This is a genomic window from Betaproteobacteria bacterium (assembly GCA_016720065.1).
Taxonomy (GTDB): domain Bacteria; phylum Pseudomonadota; class Gammaproteobacteria; order Burkholderiales; family Rhodocyclaceae; genus SSSZ01.
Genome location: JADJXY010000002.1, coordinates 1743737 through 1764512, shown reverse-complemented (window position 1 = coordinate 1764512; position 20776 = coordinate 1743737). Strand labels below are relative to the sequence as shown.

18 protein-coding genes, 1 tRNA gene and 1 pseudogene are annotated in these 20776 nt (G+C 65.9%); 18 read left to right on the top strand and 2 right to left on the bottom strand.

What is annotated here, in order from left to right:
- The first annotated feature begins 17 nt into the window (after positions 1-17).
- From pilW to IPM73_11340, 14 genes are all read left to right on the top strand, one after another.
- Positions 18-782 carry a type IV pilus biogenesis/stability protein PilW gene (gene pilW / locus IPM73_11405; GenBank protein ID MBK8918618.1) on the top strand — a complete coding sequence of 255 codons (765 nt, stop codon included), beginning with the start codon at positions 18-20 and terminating at the stop codon, positions 780-782.
- Positions 779-1732, top strand: coding sequence for a helix-turn-helix domain-containing protein (locus tag IPM73_11400; protein MBK8918617.1), 954 nt, complete (start codon positions 779-781; stop codon positions 1730-1732). Before pilW ends, IPM73_11400 begins: the two co-directional genes overlap by 4 nt.
- Before the next feature lie 6 nt (positions 1733-1738).
- On the top strand, positions 1739-2965 hold the full coding sequence (gene ispG, locus IPM73_11395) for a flavodoxin-dependent (E)-4-hydroxy-3-methylbut-2-enyl-diphosphate synthase (GenBank protein MBK8918616.1): 1227 nt from the start codon (positions 1739-1741) through the stop codon (positions 2963-2965).
- Positions 2962-4251: a histidine--tRNA ligase gene (gene hisS, locus IPM73_11390; GenBank protein MBK8918615.1), complete on the top strand. Its 1290-nt coding sequence runs from the start codon at positions 2962-2964 to the stop codon at positions 4249-4251. The genes ispG and hisS overlap by 4 nt, the downstream gene beginning before the upstream one ends.
- A gap of 5 nt (positions 4252-4256) precedes the next feature.
- Positions 4257-4910, top strand: coding sequence for a tetratricopeptide repeat protein (locus IPM73_11385; GenBank protein ID MBK8918614.1), 654 nt, complete (start codon positions 4257-4259; stop codon positions 4908-4910).
- An 11-nt stretch (positions 4911-4921) separates the two neighbouring features.
- The gene (bamB, locus tag IPM73_11380) at positions 4922-6073 is read left to right on the top strand and encodes an outer membrane protein assembly factor BamB (protein ID MBK8918613.1); all 1152 of its coding nucleotides are present in this window, start codon (positions 4922-4924) and stop codon (positions 6071-6073) included.
- 34 nt (positions 6074-6107) lie between these two features.
- Positions 6108-7439, top strand: a complete 1332-nt coding sequence (gene der / locus IPM73_11375; protein ID MBK8918612.1) for a ribosome biogenesis GTPase Der — start codon at positions 6108-6110, stop codon at positions 7437-7439.
- 67 nt (positions 7440-7506) lie between these two features.
- Positions 7507-7746 carry an RNA chaperone Hfq gene (gene hfq / locus IPM73_11370; GenBank protein MBK8918611.1) on the top strand — a complete coding sequence of 80 codons (240 nt, stop codon included), beginning with the start codon at positions 7507-7509 and terminating at the stop codon, positions 7744-7746.
- A 57-nt stretch (positions 7747-7803) separates the two neighbouring features.
- A complete protein-coding gene (gene hflX, locus IPM73_11365) occupies positions 7804-8946 on the top strand; it encodes a GTPase HflX (protein ID MBK8918610.1) in 1143 nt (380 codons plus the stop codon).
- 42 nt (positions 8947-8988) lie between these two features.
- Positions 8989-10290 carry an FtsH protease activity modulator HflK gene (gene hflK / locus IPM73_11360; protein ID MBK8918609.1) on the top strand — a complete coding sequence of 434 codons (1302 nt, stop codon included), beginning with the start codon at positions 8989-8991 and terminating at the stop codon, positions 10288-10290.
- On the top strand, positions 10287-11183 hold the full coding sequence (gene hflC / locus IPM73_11355; protein MBK8918608.1) for a protease modulator HflC: 897 nt from the start codon (positions 10287-10289) through the stop codon (positions 11181-11183). Before hflK ends, hflC begins: the two co-directional genes overlap by 4 nt.
- Positions 11180-11365 (top strand): DUF2065 domain-containing protein, encoded by a 186-nt coding sequence (locus IPM73_11350; protein MBK8918607.1) that lies wholly within the window; start codon positions 11180-11182, stop codon positions 11363-11365. Before hflC ends, IPM73_11350 begins: the two co-directional genes overlap by 4 nt.
- Complete coding sequence (locus IPM73_11345) at positions 11362-12516, top strand: ATP phosphoribosyltransferase regulatory subunit (protein ID MBK8918606.1); 1155 nt, start codon at positions 11362-11364, stop codon at positions 12514-12516. Before IPM73_11350 ends, IPM73_11345 begins: the two co-directional genes overlap by 4 nt.
- Positions 12517-12522: 6 nt before the next feature.
- Entirely contained in the window at positions 12523-13830 is a 1308-nt protein-coding gene (locus tag IPM73_11340) for an adenylosuccinate synthase (protein MBK8918605.1), read from the top strand.
- 142 nt (positions 13831-13972) lie between these two features.
- On the opposite strand, the gene IPM73_11335 is transcribed toward IPM73_11340, so the two are convergent.
- Positions 13973-14665 carry an SRPBCC family protein gene (locus tag IPM73_11335; GenBank protein ID MBK8918604.1) on the bottom strand — a complete coding sequence of 231 codons (693 nt, stop codon included), beginning with the start codon at positions 14663-14665 and terminating at the stop codon, positions 13973-13975.
- Positions 14666-14685: 20 nt separating this feature from the next.
- Here IPM73_11335 and IPM73_11330 point away from each other — a divergent pair, with 20 nt between their 5' ends.
- On the top strand, positions 14686-15405 hold the full coding sequence (locus IPM73_11330; protein ID MBK8918603.1) for a Crp/Fnr family transcriptional regulator: 720 nt from the start codon (positions 14686-14688) through the stop codon (positions 15403-15405).
- Between the two features lie 129 nt (positions 15406-15534).
- On the opposite strand, the gene IPM73_11325 is transcribed toward IPM73_11330, so the two are convergent.
- Positions 15535-15619 (bottom strand) — tRNA-Leu (locus IPM73_11325).
- 39 nt (positions 15620-15658) lie between these two features.
- On the opposite strand from IPM73_11325, the gene rnr reads away from it, so the two are divergent.
- From rnr to IPM73_11310, 3 genes and pseudogenes are all read left to right on the top strand, one after another.
- A complete protein-coding gene (gene rnr, locus IPM73_11320; protein MBK8918602.1) occupies positions 15659-18199 on the top strand; it encodes a ribonuclease R in 2541 nt (846 codons plus the stop codon).
- 83 nt (positions 18200-18282) lie between these two features.
- Positions 18283-19017, top strand: a complete 735-nt coding sequence (gene rlmB, locus IPM73_11315; GenBank protein MBK8918601.1) for a 23S rRNA (guanosine(2251)-2'-O)-methyltransferase RlmB — start codon at positions 18283-18285, stop codon at positions 19015-19017.
- 15 nt (positions 19018-19032) lie between these two features.
- Positions 19033-20496 (top strand): annotated as a pseudogene (locus IPM73_11310) (N-6 DNA methylase).
- Positions 20497-20776: the final 280 nt, after the last annotated feature.

Genomic DNA, 20776 nt, shown 5'->3' with positions numbered 1-20776 from the left:
TGGCGGCGGTGCTCCTCATGGTGATTTTGGCGGGCGGTGCCGCGCTTCCCGCTCTCGCCCAGCAGGCCGTCGAAGCGCAGTCGCAGCGCCCGGCCTACGGCACCGATCCGCGGGCCCGGGCAAAGATTCATACCGAACTGGCCTCGCTCTATTTCCAGGATGGCAATCTCGCCGTGGCCCTCGAAGAACTTGGGGTCGCCATCCATGCCGACCCCGGTTATGCCCCGGCGTACAACGTCCGCGGTTTGGTGCGGGCTTATCTGCGCGAACTGACCCTGGCCGAGGAAGATTTCAAGAAGGCCCTCGGCCTTGCGTCCAACGATCCCGAAATCAACAACAACTACGGCTGGTTCCTGTGCGAGAACGGCAAGCCCCGCCAGGCCATTTCGTATTTCCTCAACGCCATCAAGAATCCCCTCTACACCACGCCCGACCTGGCCTATGCCAACGCAGGCTCCTGCGCGGTCAAGGCCGGGGATCTGGAGGGGGCCGAGAATTACCTCACCACCGCCATACGGCTCAACGGCCCCGCGGCCCTGGCTTCCCGTATCCACATGGCCAACCTCCAGTACGCCAAGGGCAACCTGGGGGAGGCGCGCAAGGTGCTTGCCGATGCCCTGCGGGTCATGGAGCCGCCGACGCCGGACGCCCTGTGGCTCGGACTGCGCATCGAGCGAAAACTGGGCAATCGCGAGGCCGAAAGCTCCTTTGCCGCGCAGTTGCGGGGGCGTTACCAGGAATCCAGGGAATATCAGGAGTTTTTGAAGGGTAATTTCGAATGAACGCGGAAGTTCGCGAAGAGACTGTCGCCGTAGCCGAAGATCCACCGTCCCCCAGCGTGGGCGCGCGCCTGAGGGCTGCCCGCGAAGCGAAGGGCATGACCCTGGGCGACGTGGCACAAGCCCTCAAACTGGGCGTGCGGCAGGTCGAAGCCCTGGAGGCAGGGCGCTGGGATGCGCTGCCCGGCGCGACCTTCATACGCGGGTTTGCGCGCAATTACGCGCGTTTGCTGGAAATCGACCCGGCGCCGCTGATGGTCGAACTGGATGGCGTCCTCGACCTTACCGCGCCGCGCCTCGACCGACCCCATGGTCCGCAAACTCCCATGCCGGCGCCCACCGCCGGGCGTCGCCGGGACTTCGCCGTCGTCGGTTTTGGCCTGGGGCTGGTGGTCCTGGCCCTGTTGCTCTACTTTGTCCTGCCGGCCGATTTCGGTCGGGCCTTGGAGGCGCTGCGCGGCCTGGTCCAGCGCGAAGCGCCGCAGGACACGGTGCCGCCATCCCCTGCGGCGGTGCCCGAGCCCGTGCTTCCTCCCGGCGCCACGCCCCAGCAGGTCCTGAACCCCCAGGCGATTCCGGTTGGGGACGCGGGCAATGCCCCCCAAGCTGCGGCGGCTCCCGGGGAAAGTGCTTCTCCTGCGCCCGCCGGGCTGGCGGCGCCGTCTGCCGTTGTTGTCGCGCCTTCCGCGGCAGCTTCCACCGCGGCGACCGGTGCGACGGGAGTGCTGCGCCTGGTGGTCGAGCGCGAGTCCTGGGTCGAGGTCAAGGACGGCGAGGGGAATCTGCTCCTTTCCCAGAAACTTCCGGCAGGCAGCGAGCATAGCGTCGAAGGCCGCGGGCGTCTGGCGCTGGTCATCGGCAATGCCTCTGGCGTGCGGCTGAGTTTCCGCGGCCAGGCGGTGGATCTCGCCCCCCATACCCGGGGTGAAGTCGCTCGCCTGACCCTGGAATAAACCGCCATGACGCTCCTGCGCAAGTCCACGCGGTCCTGCCGCATCGGCCCCGTCGTGGTGGGCGGCGGAGCGCCGGTGGTCGTCCAGGCCATGACCAACACCGATACCGCCGACGTCCTGGCCACCGCGATCCAGACCGCCGAACTGGCCCGGGCAGGGTCGGAACTGGTCCGCATTACCGTCAATACCCCCGAGGCTGCCGCAGCCGTGCCCAGGATACGGGAGCACCTCGACCGCATGGGCTGCGCGGTGCCCCTCATCGGCGATTTCCACTACAACGGCCATCGCCTGCTGAGCGACGAACCGGCCTGTGCCGAGGCCCTGGCCAAGTACCGCATCAACCCGGGCAACGTCGGCTTCGGCAAGAAGAAGGACGAGCAGTTCGCACGCATGGTCGAGCTCGCCTGCCGCTACGACAAGCCGGTGCGTATCGGCGTCAACTGGGGCAGCCTCGATCAGGAACTGCTGGCCCGCCTCATGGACGAGAACAGTCGTCAGGCCGAACCCCGGGACGCCACCGAAATGATGCGCCACGCCATGGTCACCTCGGCCCTGGAGTCCGCGGCGAGGGCCGAGGAATTCGGTCTGCCGGGAGAACGCATCATCCTGTCCTGCAAGGTATCCAGCGTGCAGGACCTGATCGCCATCTATCGCGAGCTGGCGCGTCGCGCCGACTACGCCCTCCATCTGGGACTGACCGAGGCGGGCATGGGGTCCAAGGGCATCGTCGCCTCCACCGCCGCCCTTGCCGTGCTGCTGCAGGAGGGGATCGGCGACACCATACGGGTTTCCCTTACCCCGGAACCCGGGGGCTCCCGCAGCCAGGAAGTCATCGTCGCCCAGGAAATCCTTCAGACCATGGGCCTGCGCGCCTTTACGCCCATGGTCGCGGCGTGTCCGGGCTGCGGCCGCACCACCAGCACTTTCTTCCAGGAATTGGCGGGAGACGTGCAGGATTTCGTCCGCGCCCGCATGCCGGAGTGGCGCCTGCACTATGACGGTGCTGAAAACATGACCCTGGCGGTCATGGGCTGCATCGTGAACGGCCCCGGGGAATCCAAGCACGCCAATATCGGCATTTCCCTGCCGGGGACCGGCGAAGCGCCGTCGGCGCCGGTCTTCGAGGACGGTGTCAAGACCGTTACCCTCAAGGGCGAGGGTATCGCCGCCGAATTCAAGGCCATCATCGAGCGCTACGTCGAGCGCACCTATCAGAAGAAGCTCAAGTCATGAGTCAAACCCTCCAGGCGGTACGCGGCATGCCCGACATCCTGCCCGCCGAAGCCGAATTCTGGGAACTGTTCGAAGACACCGTGCGTTCCTGGCTGAAAGCCTACGGCTACCGCCCCATCCGCATGCCCATCGTCGAGCCGACGCCCCTCTTCAAGCGGGCCATAGGTGAGGTCACCGACATCGTCGAAAAGGAGATGTACTCCTTCGTCGATAGCCTCAACGGCGAACCCCTGACCCTGCGGCCCGAGGGCACCGCCGGCTGCGTGCGGGCCGTCATCCAGCACAACCTCGCTGCCCAGCAGCCCCAGCGGCTCTACTACCTGGGCCCCATGTTCCGCCACGAGCGGCCCCAGAAAGGCCGCTACCGCCAGTTTCACCAGGTGGGGGTCGAGGCCCTGGGTTTCGCCGGGCCGGACATCGACGCCGAAATGATCCTCATGGGCGCCCGTCTGTGGGCCGACCTGGGCCTCGACGGCATCGAGTTGCAGTTGAACAGCCTGGGCCAGCCGGAAGAACGGGCCCAGCACCGGGCGGCCCTCATCGCCCATTTCGAGCAACACGTCGATCTCCTGGACGAAGACGCTCGCCGCCGCCTCTACACCAATCCCCTGCGTATCCTCGACAGCAAGAATCCGGCCCTGCAGGATCTGTGCGCCGCGGCGCCCCGCCTCATCGATTTCCTGGGCGCCGAATCCCTGGCCCACTTCGCTGGCGTACAGCAGATCCTGAAGGATGCGGGCATCCCCTACACCCTCAATCCCCGCCTGGTGCGCGGTCTGGACTACTACAACCTCACCGTGTTCGAGTGGGTGACCGACCGTCTCGGTGCCCAGGGAACCGTGTGTGCCGGGGGCCGTTACGACGGCCTGGTCGCCCAGTTGGGAGGCAAGCCCACGCCGGCCTGCGGTTTCGCCATGGGCGTCGAGCGCCTGGTGGCCCTCATCCGGGACAGCGGCGGAGAACCGGCTGCCCCGGCTCCCGATGTCTATGTCGTGCATCAGGGCGAGGCCGCCTCGCGGCTCGCCTTCCGCGCCGCGGAGGGCCTGCGGGACCAGGGCATCAACGTCCTGCTCCATTGCGGCGGTGGCAGCTTCAAGGCGCAGATGAAGAAGGCCGATACCAGTGGCGCGCCGTTCGCCGTGGTCATCGGCGACGACGAGGCAGCGGGCGGCGAGGCCCAATTGAAGTTCCTGCGGCAGGAAGGCGGCGGGCAGACAAAAATGAAGGTCGATGACCTGGCCGAGGCCATCATCGGGCAGATGTTCGATAGCGAAGACGAGGAATAAGGACCATGGCGCACTACGATCTCGAAGAACAGGAACAGATCGACACCCTCAAGACCTGGTGGAAGATGTACGGTAACCTGGTGACCGGGCTTGCCCTGGCCGTCGCCCTGGGCGTGGTTGGCTGGCAGGGCTGGAACTGGTACCAGCGCGGTCAGGTGGCCCAGGCTTCGGCGGTCTTTGCCGCCCTCGAGCAGGCCGTGACGTCTCGCGACATGCAGCGGGTCAAGACCGTGGCGGGCGAACTGACCGAAAAATACTCCGGTACCCCCTACGCTTCCCTGGCCGCCCTCCTGGCCGCCAAGACCTCTTTCGAAGCGGGTGACGCCAAGACTGCCAAGGCCCAGCTTGCCTGGGTGGCAGAGAACGGCAAGGAGGAACTCAAGGACATCGGTCGCCTGCGCCTGGCCGCTGTCCTGCTCGACGAAGCGGCCTACGACGAAGCCCTCAAGACCCTTGCTGGCGGTCAGGGCGCGGCCTTCGCGGGCCGCTTTGCCGAACTCCGCGGCGACGTTCTGGCCGCCCAGGGCAAGAAGAGCGAGGCCCGCGCCGCCTACAAGACCGCCCTGGAAAGCATGGAAAGCAAGTCCAAGGCCCAGGGGGGCAGTCCCTACCGCGACATCGTGCAGCAGAAAGTCGACGCCCTGGGGGATGCCGCGTGAAGCCGCAGCGCCTGGGCGCGGCCCTGGCCGCCGCCAGCCTCGTCTTCGTGAGTGGATGCGCGACGATTTCCGACGCCATCGACGCGGTAAATCCCTTCTCCTCCTCCGGCCCCAAAATGGCCGAACTCACCCCCTTCACGTCCACCGTGGACCTCAAGACCGCGTGGACCACCAGCATGGGCAAGGCTGCCCATTACGCCCTCGTTCCCGCGGTTGTCGGCAACGCCGTGTTCGTCGCGGGCGGCGACGGGGGTATTGCCAAGTTCGAGGAAGGGGTCCAGGTCTGGCGGGTGAACGCCGGGCAGTCCCTGTCCGGCGGCGTCGGCAGCGACGGGAAGCTGGTCGTGGTCGGCACGGCCAAGGGCGATGTACTGGCTTTTTCTGCCGCGGACGGCAAACCCCTCTGGCAGACCAAAGTGAGCAGCGAAGTCCTTGCACCCCCCGCGGTGGGTGAGCAGGGCGTTGCCGTGCGCAGCGGCGACAACCGCGTCTTCCTGCTCGACGCGGCCGACGGCAAGCGCAAGTGGGTCTATCAGCGCCCCACGCCCTCCCTGTCCTTGCGCTCCATCGCGGCGCCCGTTTTTGCCGATCGCTTCATTTTCGTCGGCTTCCCGGGGGGCAAACTCGTGGCGCTGGCATTGAACAACGGGGGAACGGTCTGGGAAGGCACGGTGGCCATCCCCCGCGGGACCACCGAACTCGACCGGGTGGCCGACGTGGTGGCGCCGCCGGTCGTGGATGGCAGGACGGTGTGCGCCGTCGCCTATCAGGGACGCGTCGCCTGCTTCGACCTGGGGCAGGGGGGCAATCTCGTCTGGGCGCGGGACTTTTCCTCCGCTGCCGGCATTGCCCTGGATGGGCGTTACTTATTTCTGACCGACGACAGCGGGGCTGTCCATGCCCTCGATCGGGCCACCGGCGCTTCCGTCTGGAAGCAGGACAAGCTCCTCAATCGCCGGGTGTCGGCACCGGCGGTCCGCCGGGGCCTGGTCGCCGTGGGCGACGTGAAGGGCGTGGTGCATTTCCTGAGCCGGGAGGATGGATCCTTCGCGGCCCGTCACAACACCGATGGCGGCGCCATCGTGGCGGCGCCCCAGGTGGTGGGGGCGAGCTTCCTCGTCCAGACGGTCGGCGGCGGCGTCACCGCCCTGGCGGTCGAGTGAGGATGGCCATGGCTGAAACCCGGCGGAGCCGGCAATGAAACCGACCGTCGTCCTGGTGGGGCGCCCGAACGTGGGCAAGTCCACCCTCTTCAACCGCCTGACCCGATCGCGGGATGCCCTGGTCGCCGACCTTCCCGGCCTGACCCGCGACCGCCATTACGGCCATGGCCGCCTGGGCAGCAAGCCCTACCTGGTGGTCGATACCGGCGGCTTCGAACCCCTGGTCAAGGACGGCATCCTGCACGAGATGGCCCGCCAGACCGAACAGGCCATCGCCGAGGCCGATGCCGTGATCTTCGTGGTCGACGGGCGCAACGGCGTCACCCCCCACGACAAGGAAATTGCCAATCGCCTGCGCTGTCTCCAGCGGCCGGTACTCGTCGCCGTCAACAAGACCGAAGGCATGAACCGGGGTATGGTCGAGGCCGAATTCCACGAACTGGGCCTGGGCGATCCCCATGCCATCTCGGCCTCCCACGGCGAGGGCGTGCGGGGCCTCGTCGACCTCGCCCTGGACAGTTTCCCCGAGCCGGAAGAAGACGAGGACGCCGACGCCGCCGTCCGGGTGGCCATCGTGGGGCGGCCGAATGCCGGCAAGTCCACGCTCATCAACACCCTTCTGGGCGAGGAGCGGGTCATTGCCTTCGACGCTCCTGGCACTACCCGGGACGCCATCGCCGTCGATTTCGAACGTCGTGGCCGGCGCTACGTGCTGGTGGATACGGCGGGCATGCGCCGCCGCGGCAAGGTTTTCGAGGCGGTGGAAAAGTTCTCCGTGGTCAAGACCTTGCAGGCCATCGAGGAGGCCCAGGTCGTCATCCTGATGGTCGACGCCCGCCAGGATGTGTCCGACCAGGACGCCCACATCGCCGATTTCGTGGTCCAGTCCGGCCGCGCCCTGGTGGTGGGCATCAATAAGTGGGACGGCCTGGATCGCTACGTGCGGGAGCAGACCCGGGCGGTGCTGGAGCGAAAACTGAAGTTTCTCGATTTCGCCCGCTTTCATTTCATTTCCGCCAAGGAAAACGTCGGCCTCGACGCACTCTTCAAGTCGGTGGATAGCGCCTTCGGTGCCGCCATGGCCAAGCTGTCGACGCCGCGTCTCACCCGGGTTCTGGCCGATGCCGTTGCCCGCCAGGCGCCCCCGCGCCACGGGCTCTTCCGCCCCAAGCCACGCTACGCCCACCAGGGGGGATCCAATCCCCCGGTGGTGGTGATTCACGGCAGTGCGGTGGACCATATCGGCGACAGCTATCGCCGCTATCTCGAACATACCTTCCGCGAGGCCTTCAAATTGCAGGGAACTCCGCTGCGTATCCAGTTCGTCGCGGGCCATAACCCCTACGCCGACGACAAAAAGAAATAATGTTTTGGCAGCCGAATCGAAATTCGGTACCCTTGCGTTTCATAACAACATCCGTGGAGTCCATACCATGAGCAACAAAGGGCAAATGCTACAAGACCCGTTCCTCAACGCCCTGCGCCGGGAGCACGTACCGGTCTCGATCTACCTGGTCAACGGCATCAAGCTCCAGGGGCAGGTCGAATCCTTCGATCAGTACGTCGTGCTGCTCAAGAACACCGTGACCCAGATGGTGTACAAGCATGCCATCTCCACCGTCGTTCCGGCTCGGCCGGTCAATATCCAGCAGGAACAGGCGGCCGCCGAATAAGCTCAGTTTTCTGCCTGCCCGTCCGGGCGGGGTGTCACCTGCTTTCTTCCCGCTTCCGTGCTTGAGCGTCCCGCCGCCGGTGAAAGGGCGCTGCTCGTCCAGCTCGATTTCGGTCAGCGGGATTTCGACGACCAACTGGAGGAAGTCCGTCTGCTTGCCGAATCCGCGGGCGGACTGGTGTGCGGTGAAGTGGGTGGGCGGCGGCACAGTCCCGACCCCAAGACCTTTGCCGGCAAGGGCAAGGTGCAGGAAATCGCCGCCCTCCTGGCCGCCGCGGAAGCCGACCTGGTGATTTTCAACCACGAGTTGTCCCCGGCCCAGGAACGTAATCTGGAGCGGGAACTCAAATGCCGGGTGATCGACCGCACCAGTCTCATCCTCGACATTTTCGCCCTGCGCGCCCAGAGCGCCGAAGGCAAGCTCCAGGTAGAACTCGCCCAGCTCGAGCATCTCTCCACCCGCCTGGTGCGGGGCTGGACCCACCTGGAACGGCAGCGCGGCGGCATCGGCCTGCGCGGTCCGGGGGAAACCCAACTGGAAACCGACCGCCGCCTCCTGGGCAACCGGGTCAAGACCCTCAAGGAGCGCCTGGAGCGCCTTTCGCGCCAGCGGGACGTGCAGCGCAAGGCGCGGGGGCGGGGCGAAGTGCTCAACGTCTCCCTGGTGGGCTACACCAACGCGGGCAAGTCGACCCTGTTCAACGCCCTCACCAAGGCCGGCGTCTATGCGGCCAACCAGCTCTTCGCCACCCTGGATACCACGTCGCGCAAACTGTGGGTCGAAGGCGCCGGCAATATCGTCATTTCGGACACGGTGGGGTTCATCCGTGATCTTCCCCACTCCCTGGTGGCGGCCTTCCACGCCACCCTGGAGGCCACCGCCGCGGCCGATATCCTGCTCCACGTGGTCGACAGTGCCAACCATGCCCGGGACGATCAGATCGCCGAGGTCAACAAGGTTCTGGCCGAAATCGGCGCCGATCGGGTGCCCCAGATCCTGGTGTGGAACAAGATCGACCTCACCGAGGCCGGTTCCGGGGTCGAGAGGGACGAATATGATAGAATCCGCCGCGTCCGCGTCAGTGCCCGCAGCGGCGAAGGCCTGGGTCTCCTGCGCGGGGCGCTGGCGGAGGCCGCTGGCCAAAAGTCCGCCGCCCGTCAGGCTGCCCTCGACGGCGCCGCCACTCTGCAAGTTTCCTAAACACACCTCCACTCGCCCATGATTCCAACCCTTGGCATTCTCATGTCGCTCAACGACCCCCAGTGGGGCAACCGCGGCGGTAACGACGGCGGCGATTCAGGCGGGCCGCGCCGGCCCAATCAGGGGCCGCCGGATCTGGAAGAGCTCTGGCGCGACTTCAATCGCAAGCTCTCGGGAATGTTCGGCAAGAAGGGGGGCGGGGGCAGCAATGGTGGCGGGGACGGTCCACGCATGCCGCAGATCGATTTCAATCCGCGCTTCCTGGGCGGTGGTCTGGGGCTCCTGGCCGGGCTGATCGTCGCGGTCTGGCTCGCCTCCGGCTTCTACATCGTCGACCAGTCCCAGCGCGGTGTGGTGCTGCGCTTCGGCAGTTTCAACGAAACCACCGAAGCCGGCCTGCGCTGGCGCATGCCTTACCCCATCGAATCCCACGAACTGGTCAATCTGTCCGGCGTGCGCACCGTGGAGATCGGCTATCGCGGCAGCGAACGCAACAAGGTGCTCAAGGAAGCCCTGATGCTGACCGACGACGAGAACATCGTGAACATCCAGTTCGCCGTCCAGTACATCCTGAAGGATCCCGTCGAATACCTGTTCAACAACCGCCACCCCGACGATGCCGTCATGGGCGCCGCCGAGGCCGCTGTGCGCGAGATCGTCGGCAAGAGCAAGATGGACTATGTGCTCTACGAGGGACGCGAGCAGATCGCCACCCAGGCCTCCAAGCTGATGCAGGACATTCTGGATCGCTACAAGAGCGGCATCCTGGTTTCCAAGGTCACCATGCAGAACGCCCAGCCGCCCGAGCAGGTCCAGTCGGCCTTCGATGACGCCGTGAAGGCCGGTCAGGACCGGGAGCGACAGAAGAACGAAGGCCAGGCCTACGCCAACGACGTCATTCCCCGGGCCAAGGGTACTGCGGCCCGGCTGTTCGAAGAGGCCAGCGGGTACCGCCAGCGCCTCATCGCCACCGCCGAGGGTGATGCGTCGCGCTTCAAGCAATTGCAGACCGAATACGCCAAAGCCCCGGAAGTCACCCGGCAACGTCTCTATCTGGAAACCATGCAGCAGGTCTATTCCAACACCAGCAAAGTGCTCATCGACACCAGGGGGCAGGGCGGCAACCTGCTCTATCTCCCCCTCGACAAACTCATGCAGGCCGCGGGGGCCACTGCGGCGGCCGCCGGCGCACCGGCGGCTGACGCCTCGGGCACCGCCGTGCGGGCGGCGCCGCTTTCCAACGAGTCGCCGCCTCAACTGGAGAAGACGCCGCAGGTCTATTCCTCCTCCGGCGCACGGGACCGCGACACCTTGCGGGGTCGCGAGCGGGAGGGCCGGCCATGAGACCTTCCTTCGGCCTGATCGGCTTCATCTTCGCCACCCTGCTCGCCGTGCTCGCCATGGCGGTGTTCACCGTGGATCAGCGCCAGTTTGCCCTGGTCTTCCAATTGGGTGAGGTACGGCACGTCGTTTCCGAGCCCGGCCTCTACGTCAAGGTGCCTCTCGTACAAAACGTGCGCTATTTCGACAAGCGCATCCTCACCCTGGACAACTCCGACCCCGAGCGTTTCATCACCTCGGAAAAGAAAAATGTCTTGGTCGATTCCTACATCAAGTGGCGCATCGTCGATCCCAAGCTCTACTACATCTCGGTGAGCGGTGACGAGTCCCGGGCTCGCACCCGGCTCAACCAGACGGTCAATGCCGGCCTGCGGGAAGAGTTCGGCAAGCGCACCGTCCACGATGTCGTTTCCGGCGAGCGTGACAGGATCATGGCCGACATGGTCGTCAAGGCTGACGCCGACGCCCGCAAGATCGGCGTGCAGATCGTCGACGTGCGGCTCAAGCGGGTGGAACTGCCCACCGAGGTCAGCGAGGCGGTCTATCGCCGCATGGAGGCCGAGCGCAAGCGGGTGGCCAACGAACTGCGGTCCGAAGGTGCTGCGGAGGCGGAGAAGATTCGCGCAGATGCGGACCGGCAGCGGGAAGTGATCGTCGCCGAGGCCTACCGCGATGCCCAGAAGGTCAAAGGCGAGGGGGATGCCAAAGCTGCGGCCATCTACTCCCAGGCCATGGGTCAGGGTCCCGAGTTCTACGCCTTCTATCGCAGCCTCGAAGCCTACCGCAACAGCTTCCGCAACAAGAGCGACGTTCTCGTGGTCGAGCCCGGGTCCGACTTCTTCAAGTACATGAAAAACGTGGGCCGGGGCGGCGACGGTGACGGCAAGCAGCGATGAGCTCCACGCTGCTGCTGGCTTTCGCCCTCATGCTGGTGCTCGAAGGCGTGATGCCCTTCATCGCTCCCCGGGCCTGGCGTGAAACCTTCATTCGCCTGACCCGCATGAACGACGGCCAGATTCGTTTTATCGGCCTCACGTCCATGGTCGTCGGCCTCGTCCTCATCGTCCTCTTCCAATGAACTGGCTGCTCCCTGAATACCTCGCCGACGCCTTGCCTGCCGAGGCCCTGGCCCTGGAGGCTGCCCGCCGCCGTCTGCTCGACCACTTCCGTGGCCGTGGCTACCAGTTGGTCATGCCCCCCACCCTGGAGTACCTCGAATCCCTGCTCACCGGGGCGGGCCAGGATCTGAAACTCAAGACCTTCAAGCTGGTGGACCAGCTTTCCGGTCGCACCCTGGGCGTCCGGGCCGACATCACGCCCCAGGTTGCCCGCATCGACGCCCACCTGCTCAACCATGCCGGCGTGACCCGGCTGTGCTACTGCGGCAGCGTCGTGCATACCCTGCCGGCGAGCGTGGTGGCCAGCCGCGAGCCCTTCCAGGTGGGCGCCGAACTCTACGGCTATGCCGGAATCGCCGCCGACCTTGAAATCGTCCGCCTCATGGCTTCGGCCCTGGATGGCATCGGCGTCCCCGCTGCGCGCATCGACCTGGGCCATGTGGGAATTTTCCGCGCCCTGGCAGAAGCCGCCGGGCTGGCCCCCGAGGCGGAGGATGCCCTCCTGGGGTTGCTGCAGAAGAAGGACGTGCCCGGCCTGGAAGATGCCTGCGCCGACCTGGCGGACCCTTACCGCAGCGCCTTCCTGCGCCTGCCGGAACTCTACGGCGGAACTGAAACCCTCGCCCGGGCGGCGGCCCAATTGCCCGCCGTCCCCGCCATCGCTGCCGCTCTGGCGGCCCTGACCCACCTGGTGCAGGGGGCGCCGGAGCTGGCTTTTTCGGTGGATCTCGCCGACCTGCGCGGTTACCACTATCACAACGGTGTCGTCTTTGCCGCCTACGGCAAGGGGTACCCCGCGGCGCTCGCCCAGGGCGGACGTTACGACGGCGCCGGAAGAGCCTTCGGGCGTGCCCGGCCGGCCACCGGTTTTTCCCTCGACCTGCGCGAAGTCGTCCGGCTCGCCCCCGGGGTGGCGGGACCAGGGGCCGTCCTCGCGCCGCACGGCGAAGGGGACGACGATCTGGCGCGGGTGGTGGCAGCCTTGCGTGCCCAGGGCGAAGCGGTGGTCGAATTGCTGCCCGGCGAGACCGCCTGCGAAGCGCCGCGCTGCGACCGCAAACTGGTCCGTGTCGGTGGCGCCTGGATCATTGAAGCAATCAACGAGGATTAAGGGAACATGGCCAAGAACGTCATCGTCGTCGGAACCCAGTGGGGCGACGAAGGAAAAGGCAAGATCGTCGACTGGCTCACCGACCACGCCCAGGGCGTGGTGCGCTTCCAGGGCGGCCATAACGCCGGCCATACCCTGGTGGTGGGCGACAAGGTCTACAAGCTCAATCTCGTGCCCTCGGGCATCGTCCGCGCGGGCGTCGAGTGCTATATCGGCAACGGCGTCGTCCTCGACATTCACCACCTGCTGTCCGAAATCGCCGAGTTGGAAAAGGGCGGCATCGACGTGCGCTCCCGCCTCAAGATCAGTCCGGGATGCCCGCTCATCCTGCCGTACCACGCCGCCATCGACCAGGCCCGCGAAGCCGCCAAGGCCGGTGACAAGAAGATCGGCACCACCGGCAAGGGCATCGGCCCCGCTTACGAAGACAAGGTTTCCCGGCGCGGCCTGCGGGTCTATGACCTGTTCCACCCCGAGCGCTTCGCCGAAAAGCTGGGCGAAATCCTCGATTACCACAACTTCGTGCTCACCCAGTACTTGAAGGCCAGCCCCGTCGCCTTCCAGGAAGTCTACGACCGGGCCATGGCCGACGCCGAAGGCATCCGCCCCCTGGTGACCGACGTTTCCGCTGCCCTCTACGCCGCCAACCGGGCGGGGCGCAATCTGCTCTTCGAAGGCGCCCAGGGCACCCTGCTGGACATCGACCACGGCACCTACCCCTTCGTCACCTCCAGCAACTGCGTGGCGGGGCAGGCCGCTGCCGGTTCCGGCATCGGCCCCGGCATGCTGCACTACGTGCTGGGCATCACCAAGGCCTACTGCACCCGCGTCGGCGGGGGCCCCTTCCCCAGCGAGCTCGATATCGAAACTGCCGCCACGCCGGGCTACCAGATGTCCCAGGTGGGGCGTGAGTTCGGCACCGTCACGGGCAGAAAGCGCCGTTGCGGCTGGTTTGACGCCGCAGCCCTGCGCCGCTCGGCCCGCATCAACGGCCTTTCCGGCCTGTGTATCACCAAGCTCGACGTCCTCGACGGGCTGCCAGAATTGAACATCTGCACCGGCTACCGCCTGGACGGTGAAGCCATCGATCTGCTTCCGGTCGGCGCCGACGAAGTGGCGCGCTGCCAGCCTGTGTACGAAACCCTGCCCGGCTGGCAGGAGACGACCTTCGGCGCCAAGCGCTGGGAAGCCCTGCCGGCCAATGCCCGGGCCTATCTGGATCGTCTGGAAGCCCTGTGCGGCGTCCCCATTGCCATCGTCTCCACCGGGCCGGAGCGCGACGAAACCATCCTGCGCCGCCATCCCTTCAATTGACCTGATTTTCCCGGCAGCGCAGCGTGAGGGCTTGCGATGCGCCCGCTGGGCCGATGGGTTGCAAGGCCGAAGGGGGCAGGCACTCCGGGGGTGCCCCCAATATCGCTCAGCCGCGGGCGGAGGACGGGCTCAGTGCGCGGGCTCAGTGCGGCGTGGTCGGCCGTTCCGCGCGGCGCTGCATCTCCACGGCGATGGCTGAAAACTGTTCCGCCATTTCGTGGCGCATGCCGCTTTTTCCCAAGCTGCTCGGAACCCAGCGGCCGGGAATCATTTCCACCCGGTAGTCGAGCCGGGTTCCCGGACCTTCCGCCTGCAGGCGCAGGGTGCTGGCCATATGCCGGGCCGTTCCCGAGAGCGCGCGGGCGAGTAGGAGCCCCTCCTGAGGATGGAATTCAACGCGCCGTTCCGATTCGAAGGCGAAACTGAGAATCCCATAGCGAATCCGCCCCTTCTGCGCGATGGTCGCCCCCTGCGCATCCCGGTTGAGAACGCGGCTCTCCTCCAGGTTGGGGACAAAACTCGCCATATGTTCGAAGTCGGTGAGAACGTCCCAGGCCACCCCCGGTGGGACGGGGAGCAGGATGTTGAGGTGACCGAAGTAGGTGCCCTGGTCGAAGCTGACTTCGACATCGTCGTCGAGCAGGGTCGGGGTCGCCGCAGCCTGGACCGGGTCGGGGAGGCCAAACAGGAGCGCTGCGAGGCAGAGCGCGGTGGAGGTGAGAAGCCGGATCATGCAGGAAGTATAGCCGCGAAAATTCCGCTGCCTGCGGCGCAAGGCGTAATCCTTCTGTTCTATAGGAGCATCATGGATGCGGGTGATAGCGTGGGCGCTCATTTTTCTGTGAAGGTTCCCCCGTGGCCCTGTCGTCCTGCGAGTTGTCTGCCCTGGCCTGTGGGGGGCTGTTGAAAGGCCTGGTGGCGCTGCCGCCCTTCGTGGCCACCTTGGGCGATCCCGCCCTGCACCAGCGCCACGGCCGCGGCCAGACCGTGCTCGCCAAGGGCGCCGCGCCGGAGGGCATGTTCATCGTGGTGCATGGCATCCTGGAACTGGTGCTGAGCAATGCCCGCGGCGTCGAGCACGTGGTCCGTCTGGCGCGCGCCGGCCATTGCGTGGGTCTGGAGAACGCCCTGGGCGAAACGCCCGCCGCTTATGCCCTGCGTGCCCTGACCGAGGCCAGCCTGATCTTCGTTCCCCGCGCCACGCTGGGGGCCTGGATCGAAGCTTCCCCGATCTTTTCGCGGCGGCTCATGCATCTCCTGGCCGACGATGTGGCCGATCTCTACGAAGAACTGGAAGGCTTGCAGAACCGCAGCACCCTGGAACGCCTGGCCTGCTACCTGCATTGCGGGGAAGGGCGTGTCCGGCGGGGTGAGCCCCTGCGCGAGGAATACGCCCTATCGCTGCCCTACATGAAGCTGGCGCAGCGTCTGGGAACCAGTCAGCCGCACCTGTCCCGCGCCTTGCGCAACCTGGAGGACGCGGGGGTGATCTCCCGCTGCGGCCGACGCATCCGCATCGCGGACCGGCCGGCCTTCGTCCATCTCCTCTGTACGGCCTGCCAGCAGGCCGCGTGACGGAACGATCCGCGGCGGTTCCGGCCTGCTTGCCGACCCCGCGATGGTATGATCCTGCCCTGAACAGGCCCGTCGTCGGCCTCCGGTGCACAAATGAAAAAAGCCGGCACAAGCCGGCTTTTTTGTATCTGGTGCCCAGGAAGGGACTCGAACCCCCACGCCGTTAAGCGCTAGTACCTGAAACTAGTGCGTCTACCAATTCCGCCACCTGGGCAGGTGCGAAGAGGGCCGAATTTTAAAGGAAAACCTCAGGATGTCAAGCAAGAAGCTGTCCAAGACCCGCAGCAGCGACCCCTTCCTCTCCCGGGAGTCGCAGCGCTACGAAACACCGCTGCCCTCGCGGGAATTTGTCGTCCAGACCCTGGAGGACGCCGGGTGCCCGGTGCCCTTCGACGAACTCGCCACCCTCCTCGACATCGCGGGTCAGGAGCGGGACATGTTCCAGCGCCGGCTGGCCGCCATGGAGCGGGAAGGCCAGCTCTTGAAGAACCGCAAGGGCGCCTACATCCTGCCCGAGCGGGCCAGCCTGACCGCCGGCAAGGTGCAGGGCCATCCCGACGGTTACGGCTTCCTGATCCCCGACGACGGCAGCCCCGATATCTTTCTCGACCAGCGTCAGATGGGCAAGGTGCTGCACGGCGACCGGGCCCTGGTGCGCATCACCGGCATCGACCGCAAGGGCCGACCGGAAGGTGGCATCGTCGAGGTCACCGAGCGGGTCAACAGCCGGGTGGTGGGGCGTGTGCTCATCGAGCACGGGGTGGTGCTGGTGGTGCCGGAAAACCGCCGTATCGCCCAGAACATCCTGGTGCCGCCCGAGAAAAAACCCAAGGTGAGACCCGTGGTCGGCCAGGTGGTGATGGTCGATATCGTCGAGCAGCCCACCAAATATTCCCAGCCCATCGGCCGCATCAGCGAAGTGCTGGGCACCTACGCCGACCCGGGCATGGAGATCGAAATCGCGCTGCGTAAGCACGACCTGCCCTTCGAATTTTCCAAGGCGGCCCTGGACGAAAACGAGGCCACCCCCCTCAAGGTGAGGAAAACCGATCTCAAGGGCCGCACCGACATCCGCGACCTGCCCCTGGTTACCATCGACGGCGAGACGGCGCGGGATTTCGACGATGCCGTCTTCTGCGAGAAGAAGGGCCGCGGCTGGCGCCTGGTGGTGGCCATCGCCGACGTGTCCCACTACGTGCAGCCGGGCATGGCCCTGGATAAGGAGGCCATGGAACGGGGCAACTCGGTGTATTTCCCGCGCCGGGTCATCCCCATGCTGCCGGAGAAGCTTTCCAACGGCATCTGCTCCCTCAACCCGGAGGTGGAGCGCCTCGCCATGGTCTGCGACATGTCCATCAGCGCCGCCGGCAAGATCGGCGCCTACACTTTCTATCCGGCGGTCTTCCAGTCCCGGGCGCGGCTGACCTACACCCAGGTGTGGCACTGGCTGTCCGGCGCGGCGAAGCCCGAGAGCGCCGTTCACGTGGCCCTGCAGCCCCACATCCAGAACCTCTACAAGCTCTACCAGATCCTGCACAAGGCCCGGGGCCAGCGCGGCGCCATCGATTTCGAGACCACCGAGACGCAAATGCTGTTCAACGACCGGGGCAAGATCGACAACATCGTGCCCGTGGTCAGGAACGACGCCCACCGCCTGATCGAGGAATGCATGCTGGCGGCCAATGTCTGCGCCTCGGACTTCCTCGCCGAGCACGAACAGACCTGCCTCTACCGCATCCACGAAGGGCCGTCGGCGGAAAAGCTCAAGAACCTGCGCTCCTTCCTGGGCGAATTCGGCCTTGCCCTGGGGGGCGGCGACGATCCCCACGCCAAGGACTACGGCGCCCTGCTGGAAAAGGTCAAGCCGCGGCCGGACTTCCAGTTGCTGCAGACGGTGATGCTGCGCTCCCTGAAGCAGGCCATGTACAGCCCCGACAACGTCGGCCACTTCGGCCTGGCCTACGAGCACTACACCCACTTCACCTCGCCCATCCGCCGCTACCCGGACCTGCTGGTGCACCGCGCCATCAAGGCCGTGCTGGCCGGCGGCAAGTACCGTCCGGCGGGCAACTGGGACGACATCGGCCTGCACTGCTCGGCCACCGAGCGGCGTGCCGACGAGGCCACCCGGGACGTGGAAAACTGGCTCAAGTGCTACTACATGAAGGAACGCATCGGCGAGGTCTTCAGCGGCACCATCTCGGCCGTCACCGCCTTCGGCATCTTCGTGGCCCTGGACGCCGTCTATATCGAAGGACTGGTGCACGTGTCGGAACTCGGCGCCGACTACTTCCAGTTCGACCCCATCAAGCACCAGATGCTGGGCGAGCGCACCGGCCAGCGCTTCCGCCTTGGCGACCGGGTGCGGGTCAAACTGGTGCGGGCCGACTTGGAGAGCAACAAGATCGACTTCGTCCTCGCCCAGGAAGCCCCGGCGGGTGGGAAACGCAGCAAGGGCGCGGATCGCGCCGACGGCCTTGCTGGCGTGGAGTGGGCGCCGGCCACCCCGGGCGACGTGGCCGCCCGGCGCAAGGCCGAGGCTGCCGCCCTGGCGGTCGCGGATAAACCACGCAAGAAGCTTCCCGCCACCCCCGCAGCCAAGCCGACCACCGCCAAGGCCAAGTCCTCTTCGGGCAAGGCTGCCGGCAGCAAGGTAGCGGTCAAGACCGGCAAGGCGCCGACCGCCGCCAAGGCCAGCAGGAAGGCCGGGGGCAAGACCGACGGCAAGGCAGCAGGCAAGGCAGCAGGCAAGGCAGCAGGCAAGGCAGCAGGCAAGGGCCGCCCCCGGGGCTGAGTGCCCGGTCATGATTCACTCGCCGCCGCCCGGGGTCGGTGGCGGTGGTAGACTCGCGCCCTCGCTCCCTTCCTCCCGCCGCCATGTCCTCCTCGCGCTTCATCTACGGCTTCCACGCCGTCACCGCCAAGCTACGCCACGACCCCGAGGCGGTGAAGGAAATCCTCATCGACGCCACTCGCCAGGACGCCCGCGCCCGGGATCTGCTGCGGCACGCCGAGCTGCAGGGGGTCAAGGTCGTGGCCAGCGAGGGCAGGCGCCTCGACGGCATGGTGCCCGGAGCCCGCCACCAGGGCGTCATCGCCCGCATCGAAGGCGGGCGGCAGGTGGCCCACCTGGACGACGTCCTCGATACCCTGGAAGAACCCGCCTTTCTCCTCATCCTCGATGGCGTCACCGACCCCCGCAACCTGGGAGCCTGCCTGCGGGTGGCCGACGCCGCGGGCGCCCACGCCGTGGTCGCCCCCAAGGACCGGGCCGTTGGCCTCACCGACGTGGCCGTCAAGACCGCCAGCGGCGCCGCCGAGACGGTCCCCTACGTCATGGTCACCAACCTGGCCCGTACCCTGCGGGAACTGAAGGAGCGGGACATCACCGTGGTCGGCACCGCTGGCGAAGCGGAAAGCGACCTCTACACCGCCCAATGGCCCGCCGCCACCGCCTGGGTGCTGGGGGCGGAAGGCGAAGGCCTGCGCCGCCTCACGCGCGAAACCTGCGATCAACTCGTGCGCATCCCCATGCACGGCGCCGTGGAAAGCCTCAACGTTTCCGTCGCGGCCGGCGTCTGCCTCTTCGAGGCGCGGCGGCGGCGGGGGTGAAGCGGGCGTTCCGGGTTGCCGGGGGGGCTGGAGCTTCCCGGCTGTTGGGAGTGGGAAAATCGGTTTGGGCGACGAGTGGAGCATTACGTACTCGTCCTGCTGTTCGTCAAATACGTCTTCGACAAGTACGCGGGTGTGCCTTACGCGCCGATCACCATTCCCGAGGGCGCCAGCTTCAAGGACATGGTCGCGCTCAAGGGCAAGTCCGACATCGGCATCAGATCAACAAGAAGATCATCGGACCACTGGCGAACGCCAACAAGCTGTCGGACATGCCCGACTTCAACGATCCGGGCAAGCTCGGCAGCGGTCAGGAAATCGTCGACCGGCTGACCAGCCTGATTTCGATCTTCGAGAACAAGGCGCTCGACTTTTCCAAGAACCGCGCCGACGGCGACGACATTCTCGGCGACGCCTACGATTACCTGATGCGCCATCGCCGCCGAAAGCGGCAAGAGCAAGGGCCAGTTCTACACCCCCGCGGAAGTCAGCCGCATCATGACGCAGATCATCGGCATCCACGAGGCGGTCACCACCAACGACACCACGGTGTACGACCCGACCTGCGGTTCGGGTTCGCCGCTGCTCAAGGTCGGCGACGAGGCGAAAGCCAAGGTCACGCTCTACGGGCAGGAAAAGGATGCCGCCACGTCCGGCTTGGCGCGGATGAACATGATCCTGCACAACAACCCGACGGCGGAAATCAAGCAGGGCAACACGCTCGCCAATCCGCGTTTCACCGGCGACGACGGGCAACTGAAAACCTTCGACTTCGTTGTCGCCAACCCCCCGTTCAGCGACATGCGCTGGAGCACCGGCCTCGACGCGCTCAATGATCCGCATGAGCGTTTCAAGCACTACGGCACCCCGCCCGCCAAGCAGGGCGACTACGCCTACCTGCTGCACATCATTCGCTCGCTCAAGAGTGCCGGCAAAGGCGCGTGCATCGTCGTCATCGACAAGGAAAACGCCCACACCCGCAAGGGCATCTTCATGATCGACGCCAGTGCCGGATTCATGAAGGACGGTCCAAAGAACCGCCTGCGCGACTGTGACATCCACCAAATCGTCGACGTATTCAACCGCCGCGACGACAGCAATCCAAAATACGCCCGGATGGTCAGCATCGAGGAAATCGAGAAGAACGATTTCAACCTCAACATCCCGCGCTACATCGACAGCCAGCAGGCCGAGGACATCCAGGACATCGAAGGCCATCTGAAAGGTGGCATTCCCCGCCGCGACGTGGATGCCCTGCAAGCCTACTGGACCGTCTGCCCGCAAGTGCGGCAGGCGCTATTCAAGGCCAGCCGCCCCGGCTATCTCGATTTGGCCGTCGCCAAACAGGCCATCAAGCCGACCCTCTACGAACACCCGGAATTCGTCACCTTCATCGACGGCATGAACGCCCTGTTCGCCGACTGGCGCGAGCGCACCACGCAAACGCTCAAGGGCCTGCAAACCAACTGCCATCCCAAGACCGAAGCTCACCATTAACAAATCTTGCCTCTCCGGCGGCCGCCACATCAGCGCCACCGGAAAGACTCAGGTGCCCACTTCGCCCGATTACCAGGTCGCCAGATTCGGTGACAATGTAGTTCAACCTCCCGGAGTACCCCACTGACCGAATCTGAGTCGTTGAAAATGGCGTCGGGGTCAGGCGTCGGGGTCAAGTCTTGCATTCCAACATTTATGTGAGGCCTGGGGGCGATATCTGTGCATCCCGGCAAGTTAAAAAGATCATCATCACCCCGCAAAT

What these genes read in the sequence shown, in the direction of transcription:
- pilW (MBK8918618.1), top strand. Translation starts at nt 18, where the DNA reads ATGGTGATTTTGGCGGGCGGTGCCGCGCTTCCCGCTCTCGCCCAGCAG.
- IPM73_11400 (MBK8918617.1), top strand. Translation starts at nt 779, where the DNA reads ATGAACGCGGAAGTTCGCGAAGAGACTGTCGCCGTAGCCGAAGATCCA.
- ispG (MBK8918616.1), top strand. Translation starts at nt 1,739, where the DNA reads ATGACGCTCCTGCGCAAGTCCACGCGGTCCTGCCGCATCGGCCCCGTC.
- hisS (MBK8918615.1), top strand. Translation starts at nt 2,962, where the DNA reads ATGAGTCAAACCCTCCAGGCGGTACGCGGCATGCCCGACATCCTGCCC.
- IPM73_11385 (MBK8918614.1), top strand. Translation starts at nt 4,257, where the DNA reads ATGGCGCACTACGATCTCGAAGAACAGGAACAGATCGACACCCTCAAG.
- der (MBK8918612.1), top strand. Translation starts at nt 6,108, where the DNA reads ATGAAACCGACCGTCGTCCTGGTGGGGCGCCCGAACGTGGGCAAGTCC.
- hfq (MBK8918611.1), top strand. Translation starts at nt 7,507, where the DNA reads ATGAGCAACAAAGGGCAAATGCTACAAGACCCGTTCCTCAACGCCCTG.
- hflK (MBK8918609.1), top strand. Translation starts at nt 8,989, where the DNA reads ATGTCGCTCAACGACCCCCAGTGGGGCAACCGCGGCGGTAACGACGGC.
- hflC (MBK8918608.1), top strand. Translation starts at nt 10,287, where the DNA reads ATGAGACCTTCCTTCGGCCTGATCGGCTTCATCTTCGCCACCCTGCTC.
- IPM73_11350 (MBK8918607.1), top strand. Translation starts at nt 11,180, where the DNA reads ATGAGCTCCACGCTGCTGCTGGCTTTCGCCCTCATGCTGGTGCTCGAA.
- IPM73_11345 (MBK8918606.1), top strand. Translation starts at nt 11,362, where the DNA reads ATGAACTGGCTGCTCCCTGAATACCTCGCCGACGCCTTGCCTGCCGAG.
- IPM73_11340 (MBK8918605.1), top strand. Translation starts at nt 12,523, where the DNA reads ATGGCCAAGAACGTCATCGTCGTCGGAACCCAGTGGGGCGACGAAGGA.
- IPM73_11335 (MBK8918604.1), bottom strand. Translation starts at nt 14,665, where the DNA reads ATGAGCGCCCACGCTATCACCCGCATCCATGATGCTCCTATAGAACAG.
- rnr (MBK8918602.1), top strand. Translation starts at nt 15,659, where the DNA reads ATGTCAAGCAAGAAGCTGTCCAAGACCCGCAGCAGCGACCCCTTCCTC.
- rlmB (MBK8918601.1), top strand. Translation starts at nt 18,283, where the DNA reads ATGTCCTCCTCGCGCTTCATCTACGGCTTCCACGCCGTCACCGCCAAG.